Annotated in this window: 15 protein-coding genes; 9 read left to right on the forward strand and 6 right to left on the reverse strand. The window is 66.1% G+C overall.

Annotated features, from left to right (window positions below; genetic code table 11):
- The first annotated feature begins 25 nt into the window (after positions 1-25).
- From EGM87_RS19725 to EGM87_RS19740, 4 genes are all read left to right on the forward strand, one after another.
- On the forward strand, positions 26-1,417 hold the full coding sequence (locus tag EGM87_RS19725) for a multiheme c-type cytochrome (protein ID WP_103001030.1): 1,392 nt from the start codon (positions 26-28) through the stop codon (positions 1,415-1,417).
- Positions 1,414-3,384 (forward strand): heme-binding protein, encoded by a 1,971-nt coding sequence (locus EGM87_RS19730; RefSeq protein ID WP_137709023.1) that lies wholly within the window; start codon positions 1,414-1,416, stop codon positions 3,382-3,384. The genes EGM87_RS19725 and EGM87_RS19730 overlap by 4 nt, the downstream gene beginning before the upstream one ends.
- 3 nt (positions 3,385-3,387) lie before the next feature.
- Entirely contained in the window at positions 3,388-5,211 is a 1,824-nt protein-coding gene (locus EGM87_RS19735) for a hypothetical protein (RefSeq protein ID WP_137709022.1), read from the forward strand.
- 104 nt (positions 5,212-5,315) lie between these two features.
- On the forward strand, positions 5,316-9,275 hold the full coding sequence (locus tag EGM87_RS19740) for an LVIVD repeat-containing protein (RefSeq protein ID WP_137709021.1): 3,960 nt from the start codon (positions 5,316-5,318) through the stop codon (positions 9,273-9,275).
- 8 nt (positions 9,276-9,283) lie between these two features.
- On the opposite strand, the gene EGM87_RS19745 is transcribed toward EGM87_RS19740, so the two are convergent.
- Positions 9,284-10,189: a TPR domain-containing protein gene (locus EGM87_RS19745; protein WP_099187074.1), complete on the reverse strand. Its 906-nt coding sequence runs from the start codon at positions 10,187-10,189 to the stop codon at positions 9,284-9,286.
- A 168-nt stretch (positions 10,190-10,357) separates the two neighbouring features.
- Between EGM87_RS19745 and EGM87_RS19750 the strand changes: the two genes are divergently transcribed.
- From EGM87_RS19750 to EGM87_RS19770, 5 genes are all read left to right on the forward strand, one after another.
- Positions 10,358-12,871, forward strand: a complete 2,514-nt coding sequence (locus EGM87_RS19750) for a cyclic nucleotide-binding domain-containing protein (protein ID WP_137709020.1) — start codon at positions 10,358-10,360, stop codon at positions 12,869-12,871.
- Positions 12,871-13,749: a hypothetical protein gene (locus tag EGM87_RS19755; RefSeq protein WP_137709019.1), complete on the forward strand. Its 879-nt coding sequence runs from the start codon at positions 12,871-12,873 to the stop codon at positions 13,747-13,749. Before EGM87_RS19750 ends, EGM87_RS19755 begins: the two co-directional genes overlap by 1 nt.
- Before the next feature lie 7 nt (positions 13,750-13,756).
- Positions 13,757-15,601: a cytochrome c3 family protein gene (locus tag EGM87_RS19760; protein ID WP_137709018.1), complete on the forward strand. Its 1,845-nt coding sequence runs from the start codon at positions 13,757-13,759 to the stop codon at positions 15,599-15,601.
- Positions 15,602-15,683: 82 nt separating this feature from the next.
- The gene (locus EGM87_RS19765) at positions 15,684-16,529 is read left to right on the forward strand and encodes a metallophosphoesterase (RefSeq protein ID WP_061936724.1); all 846 of its coding nucleotides are present in this window, start codon (positions 15,684-15,686) and stop codon (positions 16,527-16,529) included.
- 127 nt (positions 16,530-16,656) lie between these two features.
- Positions 16,657-17,424, forward strand: coding sequence for an SDR family NAD(P)-dependent oxidoreductase (locus EGM87_RS19770; RefSeq protein WP_137709017.1), 768 nt, complete (start codon positions 16,657-16,659; stop codon positions 17,422-17,424).
- A gap of 36 nt (positions 17,425-17,460) precedes the next feature.
- Here the strand turns inward: EGM87_RS19770 and EGM87_RS19775 are convergent, their stop codons facing one another.
- From EGM87_RS19775 to glgX, 5 genes are all read right to left on the reverse strand, one after another.
- Positions 17,461-17,772 (reverse strand): hypothetical protein, encoded by a 312-nt coding sequence (locus EGM87_RS19775; protein ID WP_044660774.1) that lies wholly within the window; start codon positions 17,770-17,772, stop codon positions 17,461-17,463.
- 90 nt (positions 17,773-17,862) lie between these two features.
- Complete coding sequence (treY, locus tag EGM87_RS19780; protein ID WP_137709016.1) at positions 17,863-20,280, reverse strand: malto-oligosyltrehalose synthase; 2,418 nt, start codon at positions 20,278-20,280, stop codon at positions 17,863-17,865.
- Complete coding sequence (gene malQ / locus EGM87_RS19785) at positions 20,277-21,992, reverse strand: 4-alpha-glucanotransferase (protein ID WP_137709015.1); 1,716 nt, start codon at positions 21,990-21,992, stop codon at positions 20,277-20,279. The genes treY and malQ overlap by 4 nt, the downstream gene beginning before the upstream one ends.
- Positions 21,989-23,695 carry a malto-oligosyltrehalose trehalohydrolase gene (gene treZ, locus EGM87_RS19790; protein ID WP_137709014.1) on the reverse strand — a complete coding sequence of 569 codons (1,707 nt, stop codon included), beginning with the start codon at positions 23,693-23,695 and terminating at the stop codon, positions 21,989-21,991. Before treZ ends, malQ begins: the two co-directional genes overlap by 4 nt.
- Positions 23,692-25,797, reverse strand: coding sequence for a glycogen debranching protein GlgX (gene glgX / locus EGM87_RS19795; protein ID WP_137709013.1), 2,106 nt, complete (start codon positions 25,795-25,797; stop codon positions 23,692-23,694). Before glgX ends, treZ begins: the two co-directional genes overlap by 4 nt.
- Positions 25,798-25,811: the final 14 nt, after the last annotated feature.

Genomic DNA, 25,811 nt, shown 5'->3' on the forward strand with positions numbered 1-25,811 from the left:
ATCAGCCGGCACGGGGGCGTGACGAATGGGGGGCGGTAAGCGCAGGGTGATAGGCAGGTCCTTGGGCGGCATGGCGCTGTGCGTCATGCTGCTGGGATGGCTGCTGCTGTCCGGCCTGCCCGGTGGCGAATGGGGCGTGGCGGATGCCGCGCCGGCGGCGCGCGCCTATACCGGCGTAGCCTCCTGCGCGGGGTCCACCTGCCATGGCCGGATGGAGGGGGACGGCAAGGTCGTGCGTCAGGACGAACTGATGCGGTGGCAGGAGCCGTCGACGCCGGGCGGTGCCCATAGCCGCGCCCATGCCGTGCTGAACGGCACGCGCGGCCAGCAGATCGCGGCGACATTGGGGCTGGGCGACGCCGCCTCCGCGCCGGCCTGTCTTGGCTGCCATTCCACCCCGGCGGCGGCGCGCGGCGCGCGCTTCCTGACGCAGGATGGCGTCGGCTGCGAGGCCTGCCATGGCCCGGCGAGCGGCTGGATCGCCTCCCACTATGCCGTGGGCGCGAGCCATGCCGCCAATGTCGCGGCGGGCATGACGCCGCTCGACCGGCCGCAGGCACGGGCATCGGTCTGCCTCGATTGCCATTTCGGCAGCGCGCGGGACGGTCAGTTCGTCACGCACCGCATCATGGCGGCGGGTCATCCGCGCATCTCCTTCGAACTCGACCTCTTCTCCTCCATGCAGGCGCATCATGACGAGGATGGCGACTATGCGCAGCGCAAGGGGCGGACAGACAGCCTGAAGCTCTGGGCCGTGGGGCAGGCGATGGCGGTGGAACGGGCGCTGACCCTCTATGCCGGGGAAAAGGGGACGGAGGGGGCCTTCCCCGAATTCTATTTCTTCGATTGCCAGAGCTGCCACCGCCGCATCTACGACCAGGCGGAGCGCAGCAAGACCTGGGAAGCCAATCCGGGCCGGCCCATTCCAGCGGGCATGCCGCCCTTCAATGACGAGAACATGATCCTGCTGTCCGCGGCGGCGCGTGTGGCTGCGCCGGGACTGGCCGGGCGCTTCGATGCGGACAGCCGCGCCTTCCATGCTGCGATTGCGCGGGATCGGGCCGGGGCGGTCGCGGCGGCGGGCAGGCTGGCGGGCAGCGCGCGAGCGCTGGCGGATGCCTTTGCGGCTGGCGGGATGCAGGGCGACATGGCCTTCGCCATCGTGCGCGAGATTGCGGGCAGCGCCATTTCGCCGCGCTTCACCGATTATGAAGGGTCGGTGCAGGCGGTGATGGCGGTCGACACGCTGCTCAACGGTCTGGTGAAATCCGGGCGCGTCACCATCGGCGCGGCGGCGGGCATCCGGGCGGACGTCAACCGCGCCTATGCAGCCGTCAGGGAACCGAACGGCTATCGCCCCGGCGATTTCCGCGCCGCACTGGGCAGCGCGGCGCGCAGCATCGGGGCGCTGCAATGAGGGCGCAGCATCATCGGCTGAGCGCACTCGCCGCGAGCGCAGCGTTGATCCTCTCCTCCTGCGGCGGGGGAGGCGGCGACAGCAGCGGCACGCCGACGCCAGCGCCCACCCCGACGCCAACGCCGGCCAGCCTCTATGGGACGCCCGCGCAGGAATCGCTGACGGTCGCGGATGTCGAAACCGTGGTGGCGCATGCCGTGGCGGAGGCAAAGGCGCGCAACCTGCCCGCCGTGATCGCCGTGACCGACCGGGTGGGCAATGTGCTCACGGTCTTCCGCATGACCGGCGCGCGGGCAGGCGCCACCACCAGCGCCGCACCCAATGGCGACAATATCGACGCGCAGAACCTGACCGTTCCCGCAGAGGCCGGCGCCATCGCCAAGGCGATCACCGGCGCCTATCTGTCGAGCGGCGGCAACGCCTTTTCGACCCGCACGGCGAGCATGATCGTGCAGCAGCATTTTCCGCCCGCGCCGACCACGGCCGGGCTGGAAAGCGGGCCGCTGTTCGGCGTGCAGTTCAGCCAATTGCCCTGTTCCGACCTTTCGGCGCGCTTCGTCTCCTCGGGCGCGCAGGCGATGATCGGGCCGAAGCGGTCGCCCTTGGGGCTGGCGGCCGATCCGGGGGGCTTCCCGCTCTACAAGAATGGCGTGGTGGTCGGCGGCATCGGCGTCATGGCGGACGGCGTCTATGGTTCCGACGGCAATGTGCTGGACGATGACAATGATCCGGAAGAATATATCGCGCTGGCGGGGACCCTGGGGTTCGAGGCGCCCGAGACTGTCCGCGCTGATCGCATCACGGTGGACGGCACCTCGCTGCGCTATTCCGATGCGGCCTATTCCGGGCTGATCGCGACGGGTGCGGTGAGCTTCGCCGCGATCAACGGAAGCGAAGGCGCGCTGGTCGCGGTGCGCGGCTATTATGGCGATCCCGCACCGATGATCCTGGCGGGTGTCGCTTATGGTACAGAGGCGTCTGGCGTCCGGCGGGCCCGGTCCGCAGAATTTTCCAAGACCGACGCCTTCGTCCTGACCGACGGGTCGGGCAATGACCGCTTCCCCATCCGCGCCGGAACCGACGCGGGCGATGTGGCGCAGCCGCTCACGACGGCGGAAGTGACCGCGATCCTCGAAGAAGCCTTCACCGTCATGAGCCGGGCGCGGGCGCAGATCCGCCAGCCGCTGGACAGCCGGGCGCAGGTGACGATCAGCCTGGTCGATACGCGCGGGCAGGCGCTGGGCATCGTCCGGTCGCCCGACGCGCCGATATTCGGCACCGACGTCAGCCTGCAAAAGGCCCGGACGGCGGCCTTCTTCTCCGGTTCCCACGCGGCGGCGGACCTGCTGGGCAGCAGCAGCGCCGATGTGGCGGCCTTCGTGGGGAAGGCGCGGACCTTCCTTAACGATCCGTCCGCGTTGACCGGGCGATATGCCTTCACCGATCGCGCCAATGGCAATCTTTCCCGCCCCTATTTTCCCGATGGCGAGGTTGGGCGGCCCAACGGGCCCTTTTCGCGTCCCATAGCGCAGTTCAACCCCTTCTCCACCGGCTTGCAATCGGCGCTGGTGGTGGGCGATCTCGCCGCCCATCTCGCCTTCGTGACGGGGGCCAGCGCGACGGACGCGCCGCAGCGCTGCTCGGCCGTGCCGACCGTCTCCGACCGGAACCGGGTGCAGAACGGCATCCAGATCTTTCCCGGTTCCGTGCCCATCTATCGCGGCAATGTGCTGGTCGGCGCCATCGGCGTGTCGGGCGACGGCATCGATCAGGATGACATGATCAGCTTCCTTGGCCTGCACAATGCCGGCCTGCGCATGGGCGGCGTCGGCAATGCGCCCGCCGCGATCCGCTCCGACCGGATCGTGGTGGACCTTGGCAATGCGACGGTGCGGCTGCGCTATGTGGGCTGTCCCTTCGCGCCGTTCCTGGACAGCGCATCGCAAAATGTCTGCACGGGGCTGTAGGGGATGGGCCTTGTCTCGCTCATGCCCCTGTTCGCGCTGGCCCAGCCGGGCGAGCCTGTGCCGCCCCCTCCGCCGGAAAACTGGCAGGAGCTTTTGGATGCCGACCGTCAATCCATAGAGGGCCGCCGTCGCCCCGGCTATGAAGCGCCGCTGCCCCAAGCCGTGACGCAGGACAATAAGGGTGCGGTTCGAGCGCCGCCGCCGGAGGCCTTTCCGACCGATCAGGTGCCGATCCCGGATCGCTGGCGCCTGATCGAAAGCCTGGGGGTGGTGAAGGAACGCTGGTTCGATCCCTATAACCAGAATATGCTGAAGGGCGACCGGCCGATCGACCGGGAAAAGGCGAAGTGGCTGCCGATCAAGGGCGACGACTGGTTCTTCGTCGCCAATGCAGTGAGCGATACCGTGCTGGAACCACGGACCTTCCCGATTCCGGTGGGCGTGCAGACGACGGAGCGGCCGGGCAGCATCGATGTCTTCGGCAAGGATGCGAGCTATGTGTTCAGCCAGACCTTCATCGGCGGCGTGGCGCTCATCAAGGGCGCGACCGCCTTCAAGCCGCCGGAGATCGAATATCGCCTGACGCTGGCGCTCAACGTCAATCATGTGAACGTGCCCGAACGCCGCGTGCTGTTCGTGCAACCCTCCCGGCCGTCGCGCCGCACCGACCATTTTCTGGGCGTGCAGGAAGCCTTTGTCGACTATCACCTCGCCAACACGTCGGACCGCTATGACTTCCGCTCGCTGCGCGTCGGTATCCAGCCCTTCCAGTCGGATTTCCGCGGCTTTCTGTTCAATGATCAGCAATTGGGCATCCGGCTGTTCGGCAATCGCGACAATAACCGCTTCCAGTTCAATCTGGCGGCTTTCTGGCGGTTGGAAAAGGACACCAATAGCGGCCTCAATTCGGTCGTGCAGTCGCCGCGCAGGGACTGGACATTCCTTGCCAATCTCTACCGGCAGGATTTCCTGATCCCCGGTCTCACCAGCCAGATCACCGCCGTCTACAACATGAACCGCGAGAAGCGGGACATAGAGATCGACGATAACGGCTTTCCGGTGCGTCCGGCGCTGCTGGGCGACCTGCGCGGGCGGGAATATGATGTCGTCTATCTCGGCTATAATGCCGACGGGCGGATCGGACGGCTGAATCTGACGGCGTCGCTTTACGGCGCGCTGGGGGAGGATCGGAACAGCATCTTCACTTCGCGGCCCGCGCAGATCAGGGCTTTTTTCGCCGCCGCCGAAGCGAGCGTCGATAAGGACTGGATGCGGTTCCGTATTTCCGGCCTCTATGCCAGCGGCGACGGCGATCCCCATGACAATCGCGAAAACGGGTTCGATGCGATTTTCGAGAATCCCGTCTTTGCCGGCGCGGACACCAGCTATTGGATCAGGCAGTCCATTCCCTTTGCCGGCGGTGGGCGCGTGATCGGGATCAACGGACGCAACGGCATATTGAACTCCCTGCGTTCCTCGAAGGAACAGGGGCAGTCGAACTTCAACAATCCCGGCACGATGCTGCTGGGCGCGGGGGCCGATTTCGACCTGATGCCGGAACTGCGGCTGTCGGCCAACGCCAATCACCTCTGGTTCCAGAACACGGCCACGCTTCGGGCGCTGCGCAACGAGGGCAGCATTCCCAGGGCCATCGGCTGGGATTTGTCGACCGCGGCGATCTGGCGGCCGTATGCGACGCAGAACATCGTCTTCCGCCTGTCGGGCGCGACGCTGTTGCCGGGGGCGGGATTTCGCGACCTCTTCACCAATAGCGAGCGCAACCGGAATTATTATTCGGTGCTCGCCAATTTGATCTTGAGTTACTGATGCGTTGGCCTTTTTCCCCTCTGTCATTCCCGCGAAGGCGGGAATCCATCTCCGGCGCTGCGTCCAGACGACGGGTTGGGAGGTGGATTCCCGCCTTCGCGGGAATGACGGTGGTGGTGGTGCTCGCGGCGTTGCTCCTTCCCGTGGCTATCCTCTACGCTTCCGACGCCGAAAAGCCGGTCGAGCGCCACTATGCCCCCGCGCCGCCAGCGCCGATGAGCCAGACCGCTGAACAGGTCGCGGCGAAATCGGACGGCTGCTATAGCTGCCACAGCAAGACCGACGAGCCGTCCATGCACGCGACCCCTGCGGTGATGCTGGGCTGCACCGACTGCCATGGGGGCAATGCGGCGGTGCGGGGCGATCCCGCATTGGGCTTCGAAGACCCCGCCTATGTCGCAGCGCGGGAGAGGGCGCATGTGCTGCCGCGCTATCCCAAGAGCTGGCACTATCCCTCCTCCGCCAATCCGCAGCGGACTTACACGTTGCTGAACCGGGAGGCGCCGGAGTTTGTGCGCTTCGTCAATCCCAGCGACTATCGCGTGGCGCGGGACGCCTGCGGGTCATGCCATATGCAGGTTATCGAGGCGGCGGAGCGTTCGCTGATGGCGTCGGGCGCGATGCTGTGGGGCGGGGCGGCCTATAATAATGGGATCGTGCCGTTCAAGAACTACATCTTCGGCGAGGCCTATACCAAGGATGGGAAACCCGCGAAGATCGTCTCGCCCGGCAGCCCGCCCGGCACGCTGACCGCCGAACAGAAGGCGCGCGGCGCGCTGGCGGAACTCTATCCGCTGCCGACATGGCAGGTGATCCCGCCCGGCGACGTCTTCCGCGTATTCGAACGCGGCGGCCGCAATATCGGCACGCAATTTCCCGAAATCGGCCTGCCCAATCCCACCGGATCGATCCAGCGGCTGGAAGAACCCGGACGGCCCGACCTCAAGCAGTCCAATCGCGGCCCCGGAACGGGTTTGCGCGTGGCGATTCCGGCGCTCAACATCCACAAGACCCGCCTCAACGATCCCTATATGTGGTTCATGGGGACCAACGACCAGCCGGGCGATTATCGCCATTCGGGCTGTTCGGGGTGCCATGTCGTCTACGCCAACGACCGCGAGCCGCGCCACAGCCTGATCTACGCCCAATATGGCCGCGACGGGCAGACCGCCACGGTCGATCCCACCATCGCGGCCAAGACGAGCCATGGCGGGTTGAAAGGCCCGCATGGCGAGACCGTCAAGCCGGATCATCCTATCGGCGCCGTCAAGGAAAGCGGCCATCCGATCCGCCACGCCTTCACCCGCGCCATCCCGACTGCCCAGTGCATGAACTGCCACATGCACCAGCCCAATATCTTCCTGAACAGCTATCTGGGCTATACGATGTGGGACTATGAGTCCGACGCGCCGCTGATGTGGCCGGAAAAGCAGAAATATCCGACCGCCGCGCAAGTGCATGAGACTCTGGAGCGCAATCCGGAAGGGGCTTCCCCACGCGGCAAATGGGCGGACCTGGAATTTCTGCGCAACGTCTACGACCTGAACGACAGGGCGAAGGACACGCAGTTCGCGGACTATCACGGCCATGGCTGGAACTTCCGCGGCGTGTTCAAGCGCGACCGGGAAGGCAATCTGCTCGACGCGGACGGCCGGATCGTTTCGCCCGACGATCCGGAAAAATGGCGGAAGAAGGGGGAGGAGAAGTTCGTTCCCGTCGGCACCAATCCCGGCAAGTCCGTGCACCTGATGGACATTCATGCCGAAAAGGGCCTGCAATGCGCCGACTGCCATTTCGCGCAGGACAGCCACGGCAACGGCTTCATCTATGGCGAAGTGGCCAATGCCATAGAGATCGGATGCAAGGACTGCCACGGTACGGCGGATGCCTATCCGACGTTGCTGACCTCCGGCCCGGCCGCGCCGCCCAAGGGCACCAATCTCGCCCTGCTGCGCAATCCGGACGGCAAGCGGCGCTTCGAATGGTATTATGACGCCAGCGGGCGGCAACGGCTGATCCAGCGGTCGATCGTCGATCCGAAACTGGAGTGGGAAGTGAGCCTGGTGAAGGATTCGGTCGACCCCGCCAATCCGCACTTCAACGCCAAGGCCGCCCGCGCCAAGCTGGTGAGCCGTTCGGGCGCGGAGGATGGCAGCTTCGCCTTCGGTCCCGGCGTGGCGAAGGCGGACCGGGCGCATGGCGACGACAACATGGCATGCTTCACCTGCCACCTGAGTTGGACGACCAGTTGCGGCGGTTGCCATTTGCCCATCGAGGCGAACTGGAAGACGTCGCTCCACCATTATGACGGGGAGGAGACGCGCAACTTCGCCACCTATAACCCGCAGGTGGCGCGGGACGAGATGTTCCAGCTTGGCAAGCATATGACCACCAAAGGCAATGAAACCGCCCCGGTTCGCTCGACTTCGGCGCTGGTCCTGTCGTCCACCAACATCAACCGTGAACGCATCTACATCCAGCAGCCGCCCATATCCGGCATCGGCTTCTCGTCCCAGGCCTTCGCGCCGCATTTCCCGCATACGGTGCGCAGGACCGAGACGAAGACTTGCTCCGACTGCCATTTGTCGGCCAAGGACGACAACAACGCCATCATGTCGCAATTGCTGCTGCTCGGCACCAATTTCGTGAACTTCGTGGGGTTGAATGCCTGGACCGGGCTGGAGGGTGGGTTCGAGGCGATCCGCGTTACCGAATGGGATGAGCCGCAGGCGGTGATCGGCAGCTATCTCCAGAAATATGCCTATCCCGACTATTGGAAGCTGCATGTCGAGCAGAACAAGCGGGAACTCAAGGATTGGGTGCGCGGCAAATATTTCGACAAGAAGGCGTCGGGCGAGACCCATGCCGTAGAAGAGTTCCGCAATGTCGTGAAGGGCACGGCGGGGCGCGTCGGATGCCTGCAACTGCGCGGCGAATATATGTATGTGGCCGAAGGGAAGGGCGGTTTCCGCGTCTATGACGTGGCGTCCATCGCGAACAAGGGCTTTTCCGAGCCGATCCTGAGCGCGCCTTTCTCGAAGCTGGGTCACAATAGCGGCGTGCCGTCGAAGAACGCGACATGCATGGCGCTGGCCACCAACCAGCCGGTCAACCCGCTGCGCAACACGCCGGAACTGCGCCGGATCAATCAGGAGCAGGCGTTCCTGCCGATCTACAGCTATGCGGCGGTGACGGACAGCGTCGAGGGGCTGATCATGGTCAATATCGAGACCATGGCCGATGGCGAATTCCGCAACAATTTCCTAAAGCGGGCCGTGACCTGGAACCCCGATGGCGTGCTGAACGGCGCGCGGCACATCCAGCTGGCGGGGCAGATCGCCTATATCACGGCGGATGTCGGGCTGGTGGTGGTGGACCTCAGCGATCCGCTCCACCCCCGTCTCGCCGCCGTCCGCCCGATGAAGGATGCGCGGGCAAGCGCGATCCAGTTCCGCTATCTGTGGGTCACGGATGCGGAAGGATTGAAGCTCTTCGACGTGACGAAGCTCACCGATCCGGTGGTGGTGCCGTCCGCCACCGTGCCGCTGGCCGATGCGCGCCGCATCTATCTCGCCCGGACCTATGCCTATGTCGCGGCCAAGTCCGAAGGGCTGGCGATCGTCAACATCACCAACCCGTTGCGGCCGCTCGTCTACGCGAAGGAGACGTTCGGCGGGCAGATGACCGATGTGGAGGATGTGATCGTCGGCACCACCAATGCGTCGCTGTTCGCCTATGTCGCGGACGGCCGGAACGGGCTCAAGGTCATCCAGCTCACCAGTCCGGCGAGCCAGCCGAATTTCTATGGCTTTTCACCCGCGCCCAAGCCGGAACTGATTGCCTGGGCAAGGACGCCTTCGGCGGCTTTGGCGCTGTCCAAGGGGCTGGACCGCGACCGGGCGGTCGATGAAACGGGCGGGCAGATCGCGGTGTTCGGACGCCTCGGCTCGCGGCCCTTCACCCGCCCGGAAATGGAGCGACTGTTCCTGAACTCCAGGGGGATTCCCTATAAGGTCAGCGACGAGGTGGATATGAAGGGCTGGCGGCCGCCTCTGCTGCGCTGAGCCGGGTTTCAGACGCCCGGCACGCCCAATATCCGTGCCTCATCCCTGATCCGTCCCGCCTGCGCCGGATTGGCCGACCGCGCCTGCGCATAGGCCGCCGTCGCCTTGCCCGTCTCGCCCAGCGTCATGCGGCTGCGCATCAGCATGATCCAGCCGTCGACATTGCCCGGATTGGCCTTCAGCCTGGCCTCCAGGCTGGCCACCATGCCCTCGACCATCGCATCCTGCTGCCCCTTGGGAAGCTGCGCCGCGGCCTGCATCTGCTCGCGGCTTGGACCCGGTATCGCCGCTGCCGCCACGGACATGCCGGCGCCCATGGGAGGATGCGGTGCGGTCGGCTTCACCGCCGCCAGCCGCTCCGCGACATTGATGCCGTTGATCTTTCCCACCTGCTCTATCGTCCGGCGCAGATCGGCTTCCCATGGCGCGCCCGGCGGCGTGTCGCCCAGCAGGGCCAGCCAGTCGCGGATCGCGCCGTCATGATCCTTCGCCAGATCCTTGCGCACCGCCAGGAAATAACGTGCCCTGGGGTCCTTGGGGTCGAGCGAGATCGCCTTGTCGAAGGCGTCGGCCGCCTCCTTCGGCATGGGATCGCGCTCGCTCGCCATCACTGCCGCTTCGCCAAGCGAGGACCAGAAGGTGGCGTTCCCCGGCGCCAGCTTCGTCGCATGGCGATAGGCGCGCACCGCATCGGCATGGCGGCCGCTCTCGAAATAGGCCCAGCCCAGCCTCTGCCAGCCCTCCGCATCGTTGGGATTTGCCCCGACCCGGTCCTGTAGCGCGCGGATCGCCGCTTCCGGGTCGCTCGGCCCTTCGTTCGTCAGCGGCGAGGGCAGGACGGGCGCTTTCGTCTCCTCCGGCGCGTGCGTCAGATTATAGCCGATCGATAGGGCGGCGATGCCGACCGCGCCCATCAGGACCACGCGCCTCCAGTTCCAACCCATTATTCTTCCACTCCCCGGCTGTTCCCCGCGATCTTCTCTAGCGTGACGCTGCGGAAATGATAGAGTGCCGCCCGGGACAGGCATCCGGTAACAGCCGGAACGCAGGGGCATATTGGGGGATAATCATTGACTGACCGCGTGCGTATCGCGATCGTCGGATCGGGGCCGGCGGGGCTGAGTGCGGCCGCGCGCGCCGCTGCACTGGGGCTTTCGCACCTGCTGATCGAGAAGACGGACCATCTGTCCGACACCATCTTCAAATATCAGAAGGGCAAGCATGTGATGGCGACGCCCAGCCAACTCGTGCTGCGGTCCGACTGCGATTTCGAGGCAGGCAAGCGCGAAGCGATTCTCGACCGCTGGAACGCGCAGGCGGCGGACCAAGGCGTCAATGTCGCCTATAATGCGGAGGTGAAGGCGATTGTCGGCATCGGCGATCCCATCCCCGGCAGCATCCAGAAGATCGTCGAGCGCAGGCGCGACGGCACGACCGAAACGAAGGAAATCCAGCGGCTCGCTCCGCCCTATCGACTGACCCTGAGCGACGGGCGGGATGTGATTGCCGATGCGGTCGTCATGGCCATCGGCACGCAGGGCAATCCCAATCTGATGCGTGTGCCCGGCGCCGACCTGCCCCATGTCCAATATCAGCTGGACGATCCGGGGGAATATAATGACGAGCATATCTTCGTCGTCGGCACGGGCGATGCGGGCATAGAAAACGCCCTGGGCCTGGCCGCCGACGTGGCGCAGGGCAATGCCGTCACGATCCTCAACCGCTCGACCGAGTTCGCCAGCGCCAAGGCCGCGAACGTCAAGGCGCTGATGGCCGCCGCCGAAGCGGGACGCCTTGCCATCATGACCGAAACCACCACGGCGAAGGTCGAACCCGGTTTCATCACGCTCGACAGCCGCGACGGCGAGGTGAAGCTGAAATGCGACCGCATCATCGCCCGCATGGGTTCCGCCCCGCCGCGCGCCTTTGTGGAGAGTTGCGGCATTGAGTTCACCAGCGGCGACCGCCTGGCCTTCCCCAAATTGTCGCCGGTATTCGAAAGCACCGCCCCCGGCATTTTCGTAATCGGCGCGCTGGCGGGCTATCCGCTGATCAAGCATTGCATGAACCAGGGTTATGACGTCGTCGAATATATCAACGGCAATCGCGACCTGAAGCCCGCCGACGAACCCATACTCGCCGCCAAATTCGCGGGTTTGCCGGAAAAGAAGAGCGTCGCGGACTGGCTGGAGCATCTGCGCGCCAACGTCGCCATCCTGGAGGGCCTTTCTCCGCTCCAGATGCGCGAATTCATGCTGGACAGCGAAGTGCGCGCCTATCGCAGGGACGATGTGATCTTCGAGAAGTTCGATCCCGGCTCCTCCCTCTTCGGCATCGCGCGGGGGCAGGCGCTGGTGGAGGTCGCGCCGGGCGTCGACATACCCATCGACCAGGGATCGATCTTCGGAGAAGTCGGCCTCATTTCCGGCCGCCGCCGCGGCGCGACCGTGCGGGCGGGCGCGGACTCGATCATGGTGGAGGTGTCGCGCACGGCGGCGCTCAAGCTCATGTCCTCCAACCCGCCGGCCAAGCGCGCCATCACCCGCATCTCGACCGAACGGCAACTGCTCCAGATGTTCGGCGCCGGCCTGACCCCGGCGGATCTTGCCGACATTCTCGACACGGCGGAAATCCGGACCGTGAAGGCGGGGGAAGCGATCCTCAGCGAAGGCGACCTTGGCAATGACATCTATGTGATCCGGGTCGGCTCCATGATCGTGGAGAAGAAGATCGGCGGGAAAAACGTCTTCCTCTCCTATCTTCCCGCCGGCAGCTATGTGGGGGAAATGGCGCTGATCGCGGGCGGGCCGCGCACGGCCACGGTCAAGGCGACCGTCAAGTCGGAGGTCATCAGGCTGAATGGCGACGCCTTCGCCCGGCTGATGGCCGCCAAGCCCGCCCTACTGGAACGCGCCCGCCGCGACATGGCGGCGCGGCAGGACGTCAACGCCTTCATCGAAAGCCGCAAGGACAGCTTCTCCACCGTTGTCGACATGTATTCGGAAACGGCGAAGTTCCTGGTCGACAACGGCATCGGCGAAGCGACGGACGTGCTGCTGATCGACGAACATCTCTGCGTCGGCTGCGACAATTGCGAAAAGGCCTGCGCGGACAGTCACGATGGCCTCTCCCGCCTCGATCGGGAGGCGGGCCGGACCTATGCCCACCTGCATGTGCCGACGAGCTGCCGCCATTGCGAGCATCCGCACTGCATGGCCGACTGCCCGCCCAACGCCATCCATCGCGGCCCCGATGGAGAGGTCTTCATCGACGAGACCTGCATCGGCTGCGGCAATTGCCAGCGCAACTGCCCCTATGGCGTGATCCGCATGGACAGCGTGCCGCCCAGTAAGCCGGGCCTGCTGAACTGGATGTTCTTCGGCGCAGGCCCCGGCCCCGGCGAACCATCGAAGAAATGGCGCGCCAAAAATGCGGAGCCCGGCGTCGAAAAGCCGAAGAAGGCCATCAAATGCGACATGTGCTCCGGCATTGAGGGCGGCCCGGCCTGCGTCCGCGCCTGCCCCACCGGCGCGGCCATCCGTGTCGCACCGGAGGATTTCCTGACGGTCGCCCGGCTGGGCGGGGAGGCGCGCTGATGGCTGCCGGAGCCGCCAGCCCCATTCGCCGCGCCAAGGGAGAAGTGCTGCATGACGGCTTTCTTCGTCACGCCGGTTTCCGCTGGCTGAAGATCGCGACGCTGATCTGCGTCCTGTCGATCGCCAGCTACATGCTGGTCGACGTCACGCCGCATCATAATGGCGGGAGCTGGTACGGCTATGCCATGGGCACGATCGGCGTGCTGCTGATCCTTTGGCTGACCCTGCTCGGCCTGCGCAAGCGGGCGATGACGCGGGGACGCTGGTCGCTCAAGGCCTGGACCTCCGCCCATGTCTATCTCGGCCTCAGCCTGATCGTCATCGCCACGCTGCACACCGGCTTCCAGCTCGGATGGAATGTCCATACCCTCGCCTATGCGCTGATGATGCTGGTGATCCTGTCGGGCCTGTTCGGCATCGCCGTCTATGCGACCCTGCCCGCCGCGCTCAGCAACAACCGCGCCGAAATGACGCAGGTGCAGATGCTCGACGCGGTGCGCGCCATCGACCGGCAACTGCATGATGCCGCGCAGCCATTGACCCATGAACAGGCCGCGCTGGTGCGCCAGTCGCTGGAGGATGATCCCTTCGGCGGCGGCCTGATCGCCCGCCTGTCGGGCCGCTATCCCCGCTGCGCCACGGCGAGGGCGCAGGCTGCGCTGCGCCGCTGGACGGGCGAGACGCCCGATACCGGCAACGACCCGCTGGAGAGGATCGACGCCCTGCTGGAGCGCAAGCAGGCCATGCTGGCCCGTCTGCGCCGCCACCTGAAGCTGAAGGCGCTGCTGGAAATCTGGCTCTACGTCCATGTGCCCGCCACCTTTGCCCTGCTGGCAGCGCTGACCGCACATGTCGTCAGCGTCTTCTTCTACTGGTGAGCCTGAGATGAGCTTTCTAGTCCGCCAGATCAGCCTCACCGCCGATGGCCGTGAGATCGTTCGCGCCGCCACCATCGCCCAGGCGCAACTCTCCCTCGGCCGCGCGGCTGAAAGCGACATCCACTTGCCCGACCTGGCGCTGGAGCCCGACCATGCCCGGATCGAGCAGGTCGACGAACGCACCATCCGCGTGCGCGCCACCGGCACCTTGGGCTTCGAGCTGGAGGGCCGCACGGTGCTGCGTGCGGAGATCGACCCAGCCAAGGGCGCGGAACTGCGCTTCGGTGGTCATCGCGTCACCCTGTCGCGGGGCGACGACGGCGCGACCATTCTCTCCATCCGCCGCGTCGACGCCGTGTCCGAAGCCTCGGAGGAAAAGGAGGAGACGAAGGTCTTCTCCCTGCGCGGCCTGCTGCCCGGCAAGCGGCTGATGGCCTGGGCGCTGGCGCTGGCGATCCTGATCGGCTTCCTCGCCATTCCGATCTGGAGCTATGCCGGTCGTACCGCGGACGACACGCGCAACATCTACAAGATGGTAGGCGACAAGGCCTGGTCATCCGGTCCGCTCAGCCAGGCCCACCACGCCCTCGAAGGCCGCTGCGAAACCTGCCATCAAAAGGCGTTCGTCTCGGTCCGCGACAGCGCCTGCCAGACCTGCCACAGGGATGCGCACGACCATGCACCGGCCGCCCGCATCGCCATGGCACGGGCTGAAGGGGGACTGGGCGACAAGCTGCTGGCGGGAGTGGCCGCCGCCTTCGGCAAGCCGCCTGAGGGCGCCTGCGTCGACTGCCACCGCGAACATGAAGGCGCAGGTCCGATGCAGCCGACGGCGCAGGCCTTCTGCACCGACTGCCACGGTACGCTGAAGGACCGGCTGAAGGACACGAAACTGGGCAATGCCGCCGATTTCGGCACCAGCCATCCGCAATTTTCCGCGCTGGTGCAGGCGCGGCCGGGCCAGCATCCCCGTTTCTCCCGCGCATCGCTCGACAGCAGGCCGATGGACGATAGCGGCCTCAAATTCCCGCACGACATCCACCTGTCCGCGAGCGGCGGCGTCGCGAAAATGGCGCGGACGATGAAGGCGCAATATGGCTTTGGCGACGCGCTTGCCTGCAAGGATTGCCACAAGCCGACCGCCGACGGCGTGCGCTTCCTGCCGGTGGACATGGAGCGCGACTGCCAGATGTGCCACAGCCTCGCCTTCGAGACGATCGGCGGCACCGTCCGCACGCTGCGCCACGGCCAGCCGGATCAGGTGGTTGCGGACCTGCGGGCCTATTTCCGTTCGACCGGTCCGGCCCAGCCGGCGGCCTTGGGCGGAACGGCGCGGCGGCGGCCCGGCGATTATGCGCAGGGGCGGCTCTACCATGCCTATTTCGGGGCGGCGGCGGCACGTCCGTCGCGCGCGGACGACGCCGTCACGGCGGTCTTCTCCAGGGGCGGCGCCTGCTACGACTGCCATATCGTCACGCCGCCGGGCACGAACGGCAATGCGGGTTGGCAGGTGCTGCCGGTGCATCAGCCGATGCGCTATATGATGAACGGCTGGTTCGACCATGCCGCACACCGGACCGAGAAATGCGAAAGCTGCCATGCCGCACCCAAATCGCACGATGCCAGGCAGCTGCTGCTGCCCGGCATCGACAGTTGCCGCACCTGCCATGGCGGGGAAAAGGCCAAGGCGGACGTGCCATCGGGTTGCGCCATGTGTCACAGCTATCATGCCGGCGATGACGCGCCATGGGTTCCCGCCAGCCGTTCGATCGGGAAAGATGCGGCCGACAGGCGGAAGGCGCTGAGCACATCAGCCTATCCCGTGCTGCTGCGCGGGCGGGAGCCCGGTTGAAACGGCGGAACCGGCATAGCCTTTGCAGGAGCGGATGGCGCCGAAGAGTGGCCGAGGACACGAATAAGGGGAGCAAGGACCAATGCTGATCGCGCAGGTCACGGACATCCATCTGGGGTTCGATCCGGACAATCCCGCCGAGTTCAACCGCAAGCGGCTGGACCAGGTCCTGCGTGCCCTGAATGATGGTCCCAACCGGCCCGATCTGTTGCTGGCGACCGGCGACCTGACCGACCGGGGCGATGCGGACAGCTACCGCCGCCTCGCCAACGCCTTCAGCCAGTGCGATTTCCCGGTGTGGCCCTGCATGGGCAATCATGACGACCGGGCGCATTTCGCCGCGCATTTCCCTCACATTCCCCAGGAGGATGGCTTCGTCCATTATGCGATCGCGCAGGATGGGCGGCGGATCATCATGCTCGACACGCTGGAGCCGGGGCGTCATGGCGGCGCCTTCTGCGAGCGGCGCGCGCAATGGCTCGCCGCGCGGCTGGACGAGGACAGCATCACTCCGACGCTGATCGTCATGCACCATCCCCCGGTGGAGGTCGGCATCGACTGGATGAACACCCATCCCGAAGAACCCTGGGTCCGGCGATTCGCTGCGACGATCGCCGGTCGCCCCAATCTGCAAGCGATCCTCTGCGGTCATATTCACCGATCCGCAGTGGCGCCGTGGAAAGGCACGACCATTGCGATCTGCTCGTCGACCGCGCCGCAGCTTGCCCTCGACATGCGGCCGATGGACCCGGACGCTCCGGACAACCGCCCGATGATCGTTGCCGATCCGCCGGCCTATGCACTCCACCGATGGACCGAAGAGGGGCTGATCACCCATTTCGAAACCGCGGACGATCATGTGATGCTCGCGAAATTCGACGGCAGCATGCAGCTTCTGGTCCGGACGCTGATGAACGAGCGGCCCTGAGGCAAGGGTTGTGCATTGCCGGACCGGTTTGGTCCGTTCCGGGCTGCTGCCGGATGTCTCGGCATGCGTTATCCTTGTTCACAATTGGATATGGCCGGGGCAAAGCCGGCAAAAGGAAGGAGCCGATATGTCGCGCATTTTCATAACCGGCAGCACCGAAGGCCTGGGACGTGCCGCCGCCGAAGCGCTGATCGACGATGGGCATGAGGTGATCCTGCATGCGCGTTCGCCGGAGCGGGCCGCGGCACTGGACGGGCTGGGAAAGCGGTCCGGCGGGCTTGTCGTGGGTGATCTCGGCAGCGCCGCCCAAACACGCGACGTGGCCGATCAGGTCAATGCCCTGGGCAGGATGGACGCCATCATCCACAATGCCGGGATCTACAGCACGGCGGACCGGGGACCGGCTGCAGAGGGACATGCGACGATCTTCGCCGTGAACAGCCTGGCGCCCTATATGCTCACCGCCCTCATCGATCGGCCGTCACGCCTCGTCTATCTCAGCAGCAGCCTGCATCGGGGCGGCGAGGGCTCCCTTGACGATCTCGACTGGGAAAAGCGCGAATGGGACGCGGGCAAGGCCTATGCGGAGACCAAGCTGCATGTCGCTGCCCTTGCCGCCGCATTGTCGCGCCGCTGGCCGGATGTCGTCTGCAGCGCCGTCGACCCCGGATGGGTGCGCACGCGCATGGGCGGGGCCAGCGCGCCCGTCGACATAGACACAGGCCGCAGGACTCAGGTTTGGCTTGCCGCCAGCAACGACCCGGCGGCGCTGGTCAGCGGTCGCTATTGGCACGATCTTCAGATGGAGGAGCCTGCCGGCGAAGTGACCGACACCGGCTTTCAGGACCGGCTGCTTCAGAGGCTGGAGGAGATAACGGGCATAGGCCTGCCCTGATTGCGCCAGCCTGCCGGACATGACCTGCCGCCGCGATCAGGCGGCGAGCGCACCCCGCGTCGAGGAGATCAGAAGGGCCTCAGCCAGCGCCAGACATTGTTCGAGCGACGGCCCGGCCAGATGCGTGTCGCTGCCGTCCCAATGCCGGATGCTCAATTCCCAAAGCGTTCCGCTGTCGATGCAGGCGGCGCGAGCGTCCTGACCGGCGAAATGCAGCACGTCCCCGAGCCGCTCGCGGTGCAGAAGATGACGCGCAACCGTTGTGTGGCTTTCATGATGCGCATTGAAGTGCAACTGGATATTTTCGCTGTTGGCTGCCAACCATGGAAGAATATTGCTGTCGATCATCGGGCCTGCTTTGCATGACGCGGCCGGTACACAGATCGCCGCTTCTGGCGTATACTCGCGGAACCTGCTTATGTTCCTCGACATTTCTCCTTATTCACTCAGGTTAATGAAATAGGGGGTGCTGGCGAACATTTCGGCTGCCAGCTGATCGACCTCACCCTCCAACCGGCTGTCGCTCCACCACTGGGCCGGGGGCAGGGCGCCCTGTTCGGTCAAAATCCGTCCGCAGCGGATCATGACAGCGCAGCAAAGGCGCACGCCCGCATGACGGCGTTCGAACGCGAACATATGCGCCGCCCTGGGGCCAGCCGGGCAAAGCGGACGATAGCTGCCCAGCGCGAACAGGTCGGGATGCTCCTTCCGGTAGCGGAGCAGGCGCTGGATGAGGACCATCTTCCCCCCCTCTGCCACGTCGCCCTCGTCCAACAGGCGGAGCCGGCGTGCATAGTCGACGGGCCGCCGGTTGTCGGGATCGACGAGGCTCAGGTCTTCCAGTTCGCTACCCTGATAGATGTCGGGCACGCCGGGCAGGGTGAATTTGAGGGCAGTCTGGACCAGGCTGTCGGCGCGCGCCGCGGGGAGGAGCCGCGCCACGAAGGCCCCCATGTCCTGCGTGAATTCCGGTTTTGCCAGAAGGTGATGCAGCAGCTTACGGGCGTCCGCCTCATAGCCCGCTTCGGGTTGTTCCCAGCTCGATCGCAGCCGCGCTTCGCGGAGGGACTTTTCAAGCCAGCCGGAAATACGACCGGGAAAATCCTCCGGCAAAGCCTGATCGGCCGATGCCGGCCAGGCGCCGAAAAGCGTCTGAAAGAGCTGGTAACGATCAGCGGGATGAATGTCGGCGCCGCATTCGTCCGCCATGCGCGACCATCGGCCGACCGCCTCCTCCCACAGTCGCGGGACGGCGCTCAGCACCGCAAGCCGGGCACGAACATCCTCGCCGCGCTTATGGTCATGGGTCGCCGTCGCGAGCATGGCATGGGGAAAGACCTCTGCACGGGCCTGCACCCTTCGGTGAAATTCCTCCGGAGAAAGGGTGAAGCGTTCCGGATCGGCGCCCACATCATTGGCGGATAGCAGCGGAGCGTAGCGGTAGAAGGCGGTGTCCTCCACGCCCTTGGCGGCGATGGGTGCGGAAAGCTGCTGGAAGCGCCGCACGGCCTCCGCAGCGCAATCGGCATCGCCCGGACCAGTGCCTCCCAACCAGTCAAGGATATGCCTTGCCACCTCTGCCTCGCCGGGGGGGAGGTACGGCTGAACGGCGTTCCAGGCCCGTTCGCGGACCGTCGCGTCTCTCATCGGCGCAGCGCGGCCGTCGCCATAGGTGCGATAGACGGGAAAGACCCAGAGCAGCCGTTCGATCGCCCTGCGGATCATTGCGGGGGTGACGGCTTCCAGTGCGGCGTCGGCGGTCCGTGCCGAACCGGCAAGGGCAGCGAACGCAGCGACGCAGGCGGCAAGCTGGCCTTCGAACTGCCAGGACAGCATGTCGCGGCGCGCCTCCAGCACCACCCTGGCCGGATCGCCATGATCGGGATCGAGGTTCCGCCACAATGCCCGGAGCGGCGCTTCACCGGACGGATCGTGGAGAAGCGCCGTCATGTCGCTCATGAAATCATAGCCGCTGGTGCCGTCGACTCCCCAATCGGGCGAAAGCGGCTCGTCCGCGGCCAGGATCTTCTCCACCACGATATAGGCGCGATCCGGTCCGGAACGGATCGCATCGAATGCGGCGCGCAGGGACCGGCAATAGGCGGCGGGGTCGGACAGGCCATCGACATGGTCGACCCGCACGCCGTCGATCAGCCCCTCCCCGAACAGGTCGAAATATAGCCGGTGCGTGGCATGGAATATGGCGGCGTCCTCGATCCGCAGGCCCGCCAGATCGTTGATCGAGAAAAAGCGCCGCCAGTTCAGCAGGTCATTGGCGGCGCGCCAGTGGACCAGCCGGTAATGCTGCATGTCCAGCAGGCGGCGCAGCTCGTCAGGTTCCTGTTCCAGCGATCCGGGCTTTAGCGGCAGCCGTTGGTCGCCATAGAGCAGCAGGTGCGGATCGTTTCCGGCTGAAAGCCTGAGGTCGCCATCCTCGATTGCTTGGGTCAGGGGCGCCCCCAGCAGCGGCAGCACCAGCGGACCGCTCTGCCAGTCGATGTCGAACCAGCCCGCATAGGGGCTATCCGGCCCAAGGCGAAGAACGTCGTTCCAATAAGGGTTTTCGCCGCCCGCCACGCCCATGTGATTGGGCACGATGTCGATGACGATGCCCATGCCCCGCGCGCGAAGCGCGGCGACGAGGCTGCGGAAGCCGCTTTCGCCCCCCAGTTCGGGATTGATGCGGGTCGGATCGATCACGTCATAGCCATGGGTCGATCCGCTGCGCGCCATCGTGATCGGGGATGCATAGACATGGCTCACCCCCAGCGCCGCCAGATAGGGAACGATGTCCTCCGCCGCCGCGAAGGGGAATTCGCGGGTCAGTTGCAGGCGGTAGGTGGCGCGCGGGATCATGCGCCCCGCTCCCGGTTCAACCGGTCGATGCGGCGGGACACATCCGGCCGGTCGAGCAGCTTTTCCATCCTGTCGGGCAGGCGCCGCCGCCAATTGGGATGCGTGTCGACGGTGCCCGGCAGATTGGGCTGTTCGATCATGCCGACCATATCCTCCATCGGGACAAGAAGCAGGGACGAAGGCGTCCCGGCCAGAAAGGCGAGCGCCCGGTCGATCACCATGTCCGGATCGTCCTTCGCGGGCATGGGCGTTGCTTCACCGATGGCGCGCCACAGCGCCTTGCGGTTCTGGTCCCGCTCCGCCCCGCTTTCCCCGCCGCGATCCAGCAGGCGGCTCCACTCAAGATCGCGTCCGGTCCACCAGCCCGCCAGCGTCGGCGTGTCATGCGTCCCGCTCATCGCCACCGATCGCGCCGGATAGGCGGCGGCGGGCAGGAATTCGCCAGCCTCATCGCGCGAGAAGGGCAGCACCGCCATGCCATGGATGCCCGCCGCCTCCAGCGCGGCGCTGAAGCCCGCAGGCCGGGTGCCCAGATCTTCCGCGATCACGATGGCGCGGGCGCGCCACGCCTCCAGCTTCACCAGCCGCAGCAGATCGTCGAACGGATAGCGGAGATAGGCGCCTTCGCTCGCCGCCCGTCCCTCCGGCACGACCCAGAGCCGTTGCAGGCCAAAGCCGTGGTCGATGCGGATGCCGCCGCCCGCGGGCATATTGGCGCGCAACATGGCGATGAAGGGTTCGAAACCCCGTTCGACCAGCGCCAGCGGGCTATAGCCCGTCAGCCCCCAATCCTGCCCCCGGGGGCCGAGCGGGTCGGGCGGCGCGCCGATCCGCAATCCCTGAAGAAAGGCGGCGGGATCGGATCGCGCGTCGCTGCCGCCGGGATCGACGCCGACGGCAAGATCGGCGATGAGGCCGATGGCCATGCCCGCCTCCCGCGCCGCCTGCTGGACGGCATCCAATCCACGCCGGGCATGGGATTGCAGCAAGCCGGCGTCGTCACCGCCGACAGTCCGGCGGAGCGCCGCCAATTTGGCCGGGCCGGCCTTGCTCCAGTCGATCAGGTCCGATCCATCCGCTGCGGCTATGGGCTCGGCCTCCCCGAAAAGGATGTTGAGGGCAAGGCGGCTGGAAGGGGAATAGGGCGCGAAGCGGGCAGGGTCGTCCAGCGCATGGACCGGGCTGATCGCCACGGCATCGGCGCCCTTCGCGCCCAGCAGCCGCACCGCCTCGCACAGCGTGCCGAAATCCCCGAAATCGCCGGAGCCGCGAAGGGACGGGATCTGGATGGCGACACCCCAGCAACGGCGGCCTATCGGCGGGCAGCGATCCGGCGCGATGGCGATGCGGATGCTGCCCTGTGCGGATTCCAGACGGTAATAGCCCGGTTCCGCCACGCCGGATCGACGCAGGCTGTCCATGCCGATGTCGACGGCATAGCCTGCTTCGTCCAGCAATTGCGCGTCGTGCAGCCGGTCGGGCAGGGGGATGGGCTTGTTCCGGTCCGCCGTGATCATGGCCGGCAGGCGATCCAGCCGGTGGTGGAGCGAGGCCCTGCTTCTGGCGATCTCCTCCGGCGTCCCGGCCGGCAGGTCCAGCGCCGTCAATATGGCGCGCAGGCTGCCGTCGCTGACCTCCTGCCCCGCGCCATCGGCATCGGTCCAGCATCGCATCAGCCCGGCTTCGGCGGCAAGGCGGTGAAGGTCGCTCATGGCTCCTCGATCCAGGCGGCGAAGCTGGCAGGGGCGCCGGGGGAATTGGTGGCGAACAGGGGTGGATCGGCCAGGATCTGATCGAGGGGTGCGTCGCCCAGATTGAGCAGAATGGAAAGATGGCGGCCTGTTCCCAGCCGCCACCGGGCGCTGACGCAGTTCGGGGACAGCGCCCGGGCGCCGATCGCGCGGCATCCCTCCAGACCGGGCACGACATAGGCGTGGCGCAGGGCAAGCAGATTGCGGTAGAGGGCGCGCCATTCCTCCGCGTCCTCGCCCGCGGCGATGCGGGACTGCCCGAAAGTCTCACTGGCATTGGGGTCGGGAATGCGCGCGCGGGCTTCCGCGCTGGAAAAGCTAGCAAAACCGGCGAATTCACGCCGCCGCCCCTCGCGCACGGCATCGGCCAGTTCGTCATGGAAATCGGTGAAGAAGAGGAACGGGCTGCGCGCGCCCACCTCCTCCCCCATGAACAGCATCGGGATTTGCGGCATCAGCAGCAGCAGCGCCGTCGCCGCCCTGAGCCGCGCCGGATCGGTCAGGTCGATGATCCGCTCGCCCATCGCGCGGTTGCCGACCTGATCGTGATTCTGGAGGAAGGCGATGAAGGTCGTGGGCGGCAGATGCCCGCTGGGTGCGCCCCGCGTCCTGCCCTGCTGGTGCGGCGAGGCTTCGCCCTGATAGATGAAGCCCTGTTCGAGGCAGCGGGCGAGCTTTTCCGCAGGCTGCCGGGCGAAGTCGGCATAATAGGCGTCCCGCTCGCCGGTCAGCAGCACATGCAGGACATTGTGGAAATCGTCGTTCCATTGCGCGTCATAGCGGCCGGGCATGAGCCGGTCGGGATCGTTGCGTTCATTTTCCAGCATCAGGTGGACATGGCGCTGGGGCCCGATGGCGCTGCGGATTTCACCCGCCAGCCAGTCGAGGAACCGGTCGTCGCCTATGGCATGGACGGCATCGAAGCGCAGACCGTCGAAGCCATAGTCGTTGAGCCACATCAGCGCGTTTTCACGGAAGAAGGCGGCGACCGGAGGACGGTCCACGGCGACCGCGCCACCCCAGGGCGTATGCCGCTCCGCATGGAAGAAGGGCGAGGCATAGGCGCCGAGATAATTTCCGTCCGGCCCGAAGTGATTATAGACCACGTCCATGAAGATCATGAGGCCATGGCCATGGGCAGCATCGACCAGCGCGCGCAGGTCTTCCGGCGAGCCATAGGCTTCGGCCGGGGCGAAGGGCAGGACACCGTCATAACCCCAGTTCCGTGCCCCGCTGAAGGCATTGACCGGCATCAGTTCGATCGCCGTCACGCCCAGTTCCGCAAGTTCCGGCAACCGGGCCCGGACTCCAGCGAAGCCCTCTGCAAGACCGGCATGGATTTCATAGATGACCGTTTCGGTCCAGGGACGGCCGCGCCAGCTTTCGGCCGGCGGGTCGAGCGCCGTGATGACGCTCCACCCATGGACTCCGCCGGATTGCCGTCGGGAGGCGGGGTCGGGCACCGCCCGTTCCGGATCGAGGCGGAAACGGTAGCGCGTTCCGGGCCCGGCGGGCGCTTCGGCAAGGAACCATCCGTCCGCCTGCGCGGCCATGGCGATCGGCGCCGCGTCTTCGATCTCCAGCGTCACCGCATCCCGGTCCGGTGCCCAAAGGCGGAAGCGCCAGCGGCCTTCTTCCAGTTCGACAGGGCCCCAGAGCGTCATGCGTCCGGCTTCTCGCCCACCCAGCGCACCAGCACGGCCGAATGGGCCTGCACGCCATAATCGCCGGCGATCTCGAACGGTTCCCGCTCGGACTGGGCGCTGTCGATCAGCACTTCATGCGAAGCGGAGGGCGCCGACAGGTGGAAGTCGATGGGCGCATCGCTGGCGTTCAACAGCAACGAAAGGGCCTCTACCCGCCCGTCCTCCAATCGGTGCGCGCGGCGCATCGCCAGCGCGCGCCCCTCCGGATTGTTCCAGTCCTCCTCGCTCAGCGGGTTCCCGCGCTCGTCCCACCATTCGATGTCGCCCACACCGGAGCCCGGGCCGTCCTGACCGTAGAGGAAGGTCGATGCGCGCAGCACGGGATGGCTCCTGCGCAGGGCGATCAGCCGGGCGGTGAAGTCGAACAAGGCCTTGCCGGCCTCACCCTCCATCATCGACCAGTCGAGCCAGCTTATCTCATTATCCTGGCAATAGGCATTGTTGTTGCCGCCCTGGGTCCGCCCGAACTCGTCCCCCGCCACCAGCATCGGCGTGCCGAGCGAGGCGAGCAGCGTCGTCAGCATGGCCCGCCGCACCCGGTTGCGCGTGTCGTTGATGGCGGGATCGTCGGTCGGTCCCTCCGCGCCCCAGTTGCGCGAGAGATTATTATCATGCCCGTCGCGATTATCCTCTCCATTGGCCTCATTATGCCGCTCCTCATAGGAAATGAGGTCGGCCAGCGTGTAGCCGTCATGGCTGGTGAGGAAATTGACGCTGGCCCAGGGCCGGCGGGCGCGGCGGTCGAACAGGTCGCCGGACCCGGCAAGCCGCGCGGCGAGATCGGCGCGCTGCCCCGGATCGCCGCGCCAGAAGCGGCGGGTGGTGTCGCGGAAGCGGTCGTTCCATTCGGCAAAGCCCGGCGGGAAATTGCCGAGCTGGTATCCGCCCATGCCGACGTCCCACGGTTCCGCGATCAGCTTCAGCCGGCCCAATATCGGGTCCTGCCGCAGCACGTCGAACAGCCCGGCATTGGGATCGAACCCATGGTCGGTGCGCCCCAGCGTCAGCCCCAGGTCGAAGCGGAAACCGTCGACGCCGAAGCTGGTCGCCCAGTAACGCAGCGAATCCGCCACCATCTGGATCACGCGGGCATGGGTCAGCTTGAAGGTGTTGCCGGTGCCGGTGTCGTTCAGGCAATAGCGCGGTTCGCCCGGCACCAGCCTGTAATAGGTCGCATTGTCGATACCGCGCCAGGACAGGGTCGGCCCCAGTTCGCTCCCTTCGCAGCTATGATTATAGACGACGTCGAGAATGACCTCGATCCCCGCGGCATGCAGCCGGCGCACGGCGACGCGCAGTTCATCATGCGTATCCCCGGCGAAATAGCTGGGCTCCGGCGCGAAGAAGCTGAGCGTGTTATAGCCCCAATAGTTGCGCAGCCCCTTTTCCTGAAGGAAGCGGTCCTGCACGAAGGCGTGGATCGGCATCAGCTCCAGCGTCGTGACGCCCAGCCGCTTCATATGGTCGATGACCCTGGGGTGGGCGAGCGCGGCGAAGGTGCCCCGTTCCTGCGGCGGCGCGGCCTCCAACAATTTGGTCAGTCCCTTCGCATGGGCTTCGTAGATGACGGTTTCCGACCAGGGCACGTTGGGCCGCACGTCGCGGGACCAGTCGAAACTGTCATGAGTCACCACTGCCTTGGGCATGGCCGCCGCGCTGTCCCGCCGGTCGAAGCCCAGATCCGCGCGCCGCCCCCGTACCGGATAGCCGTGCAGCACGTCGTTCCATCGCAGGCTGCCCGACAGACGCCGGGCATAGGGGTCGAGCAGCAGCTTGTTCGGGTTGAAGCGATGCCCCTGTTCCGGCGCATAGGGTCCGTGCACGCGATAGCCATAGAGAAGGCCGGGCCGCGCATCGGGCAAATAGCCGTGCCAGACCTCATCCGTGCATTCCGGCAGGGCCAGACGGGCGATTTCCTTGCGGCCTTTCGGATCGAACAGGCAAAGGTCGACCCGGTCTGCATTGGCGGAGAAAATGGCGAAATTGACGCCCAACCCGTCGAAGGTGGCGCCCAGGGGGTAGGGTGATCCGCCCTCAAGGCGGTCGGGATATTGGCTCAAGCGGGCTCCGGCTA

The organism is Sphingobium sp. RSMS, assembly GCF_005406185.4.
GTDB classification, from domain to species: Bacteria; Pseudomonadota; Alphaproteobacteria; order Sphingomonadales; family Sphingomonadaceae; genus Sphingobium; species Sphingobium fuliginis.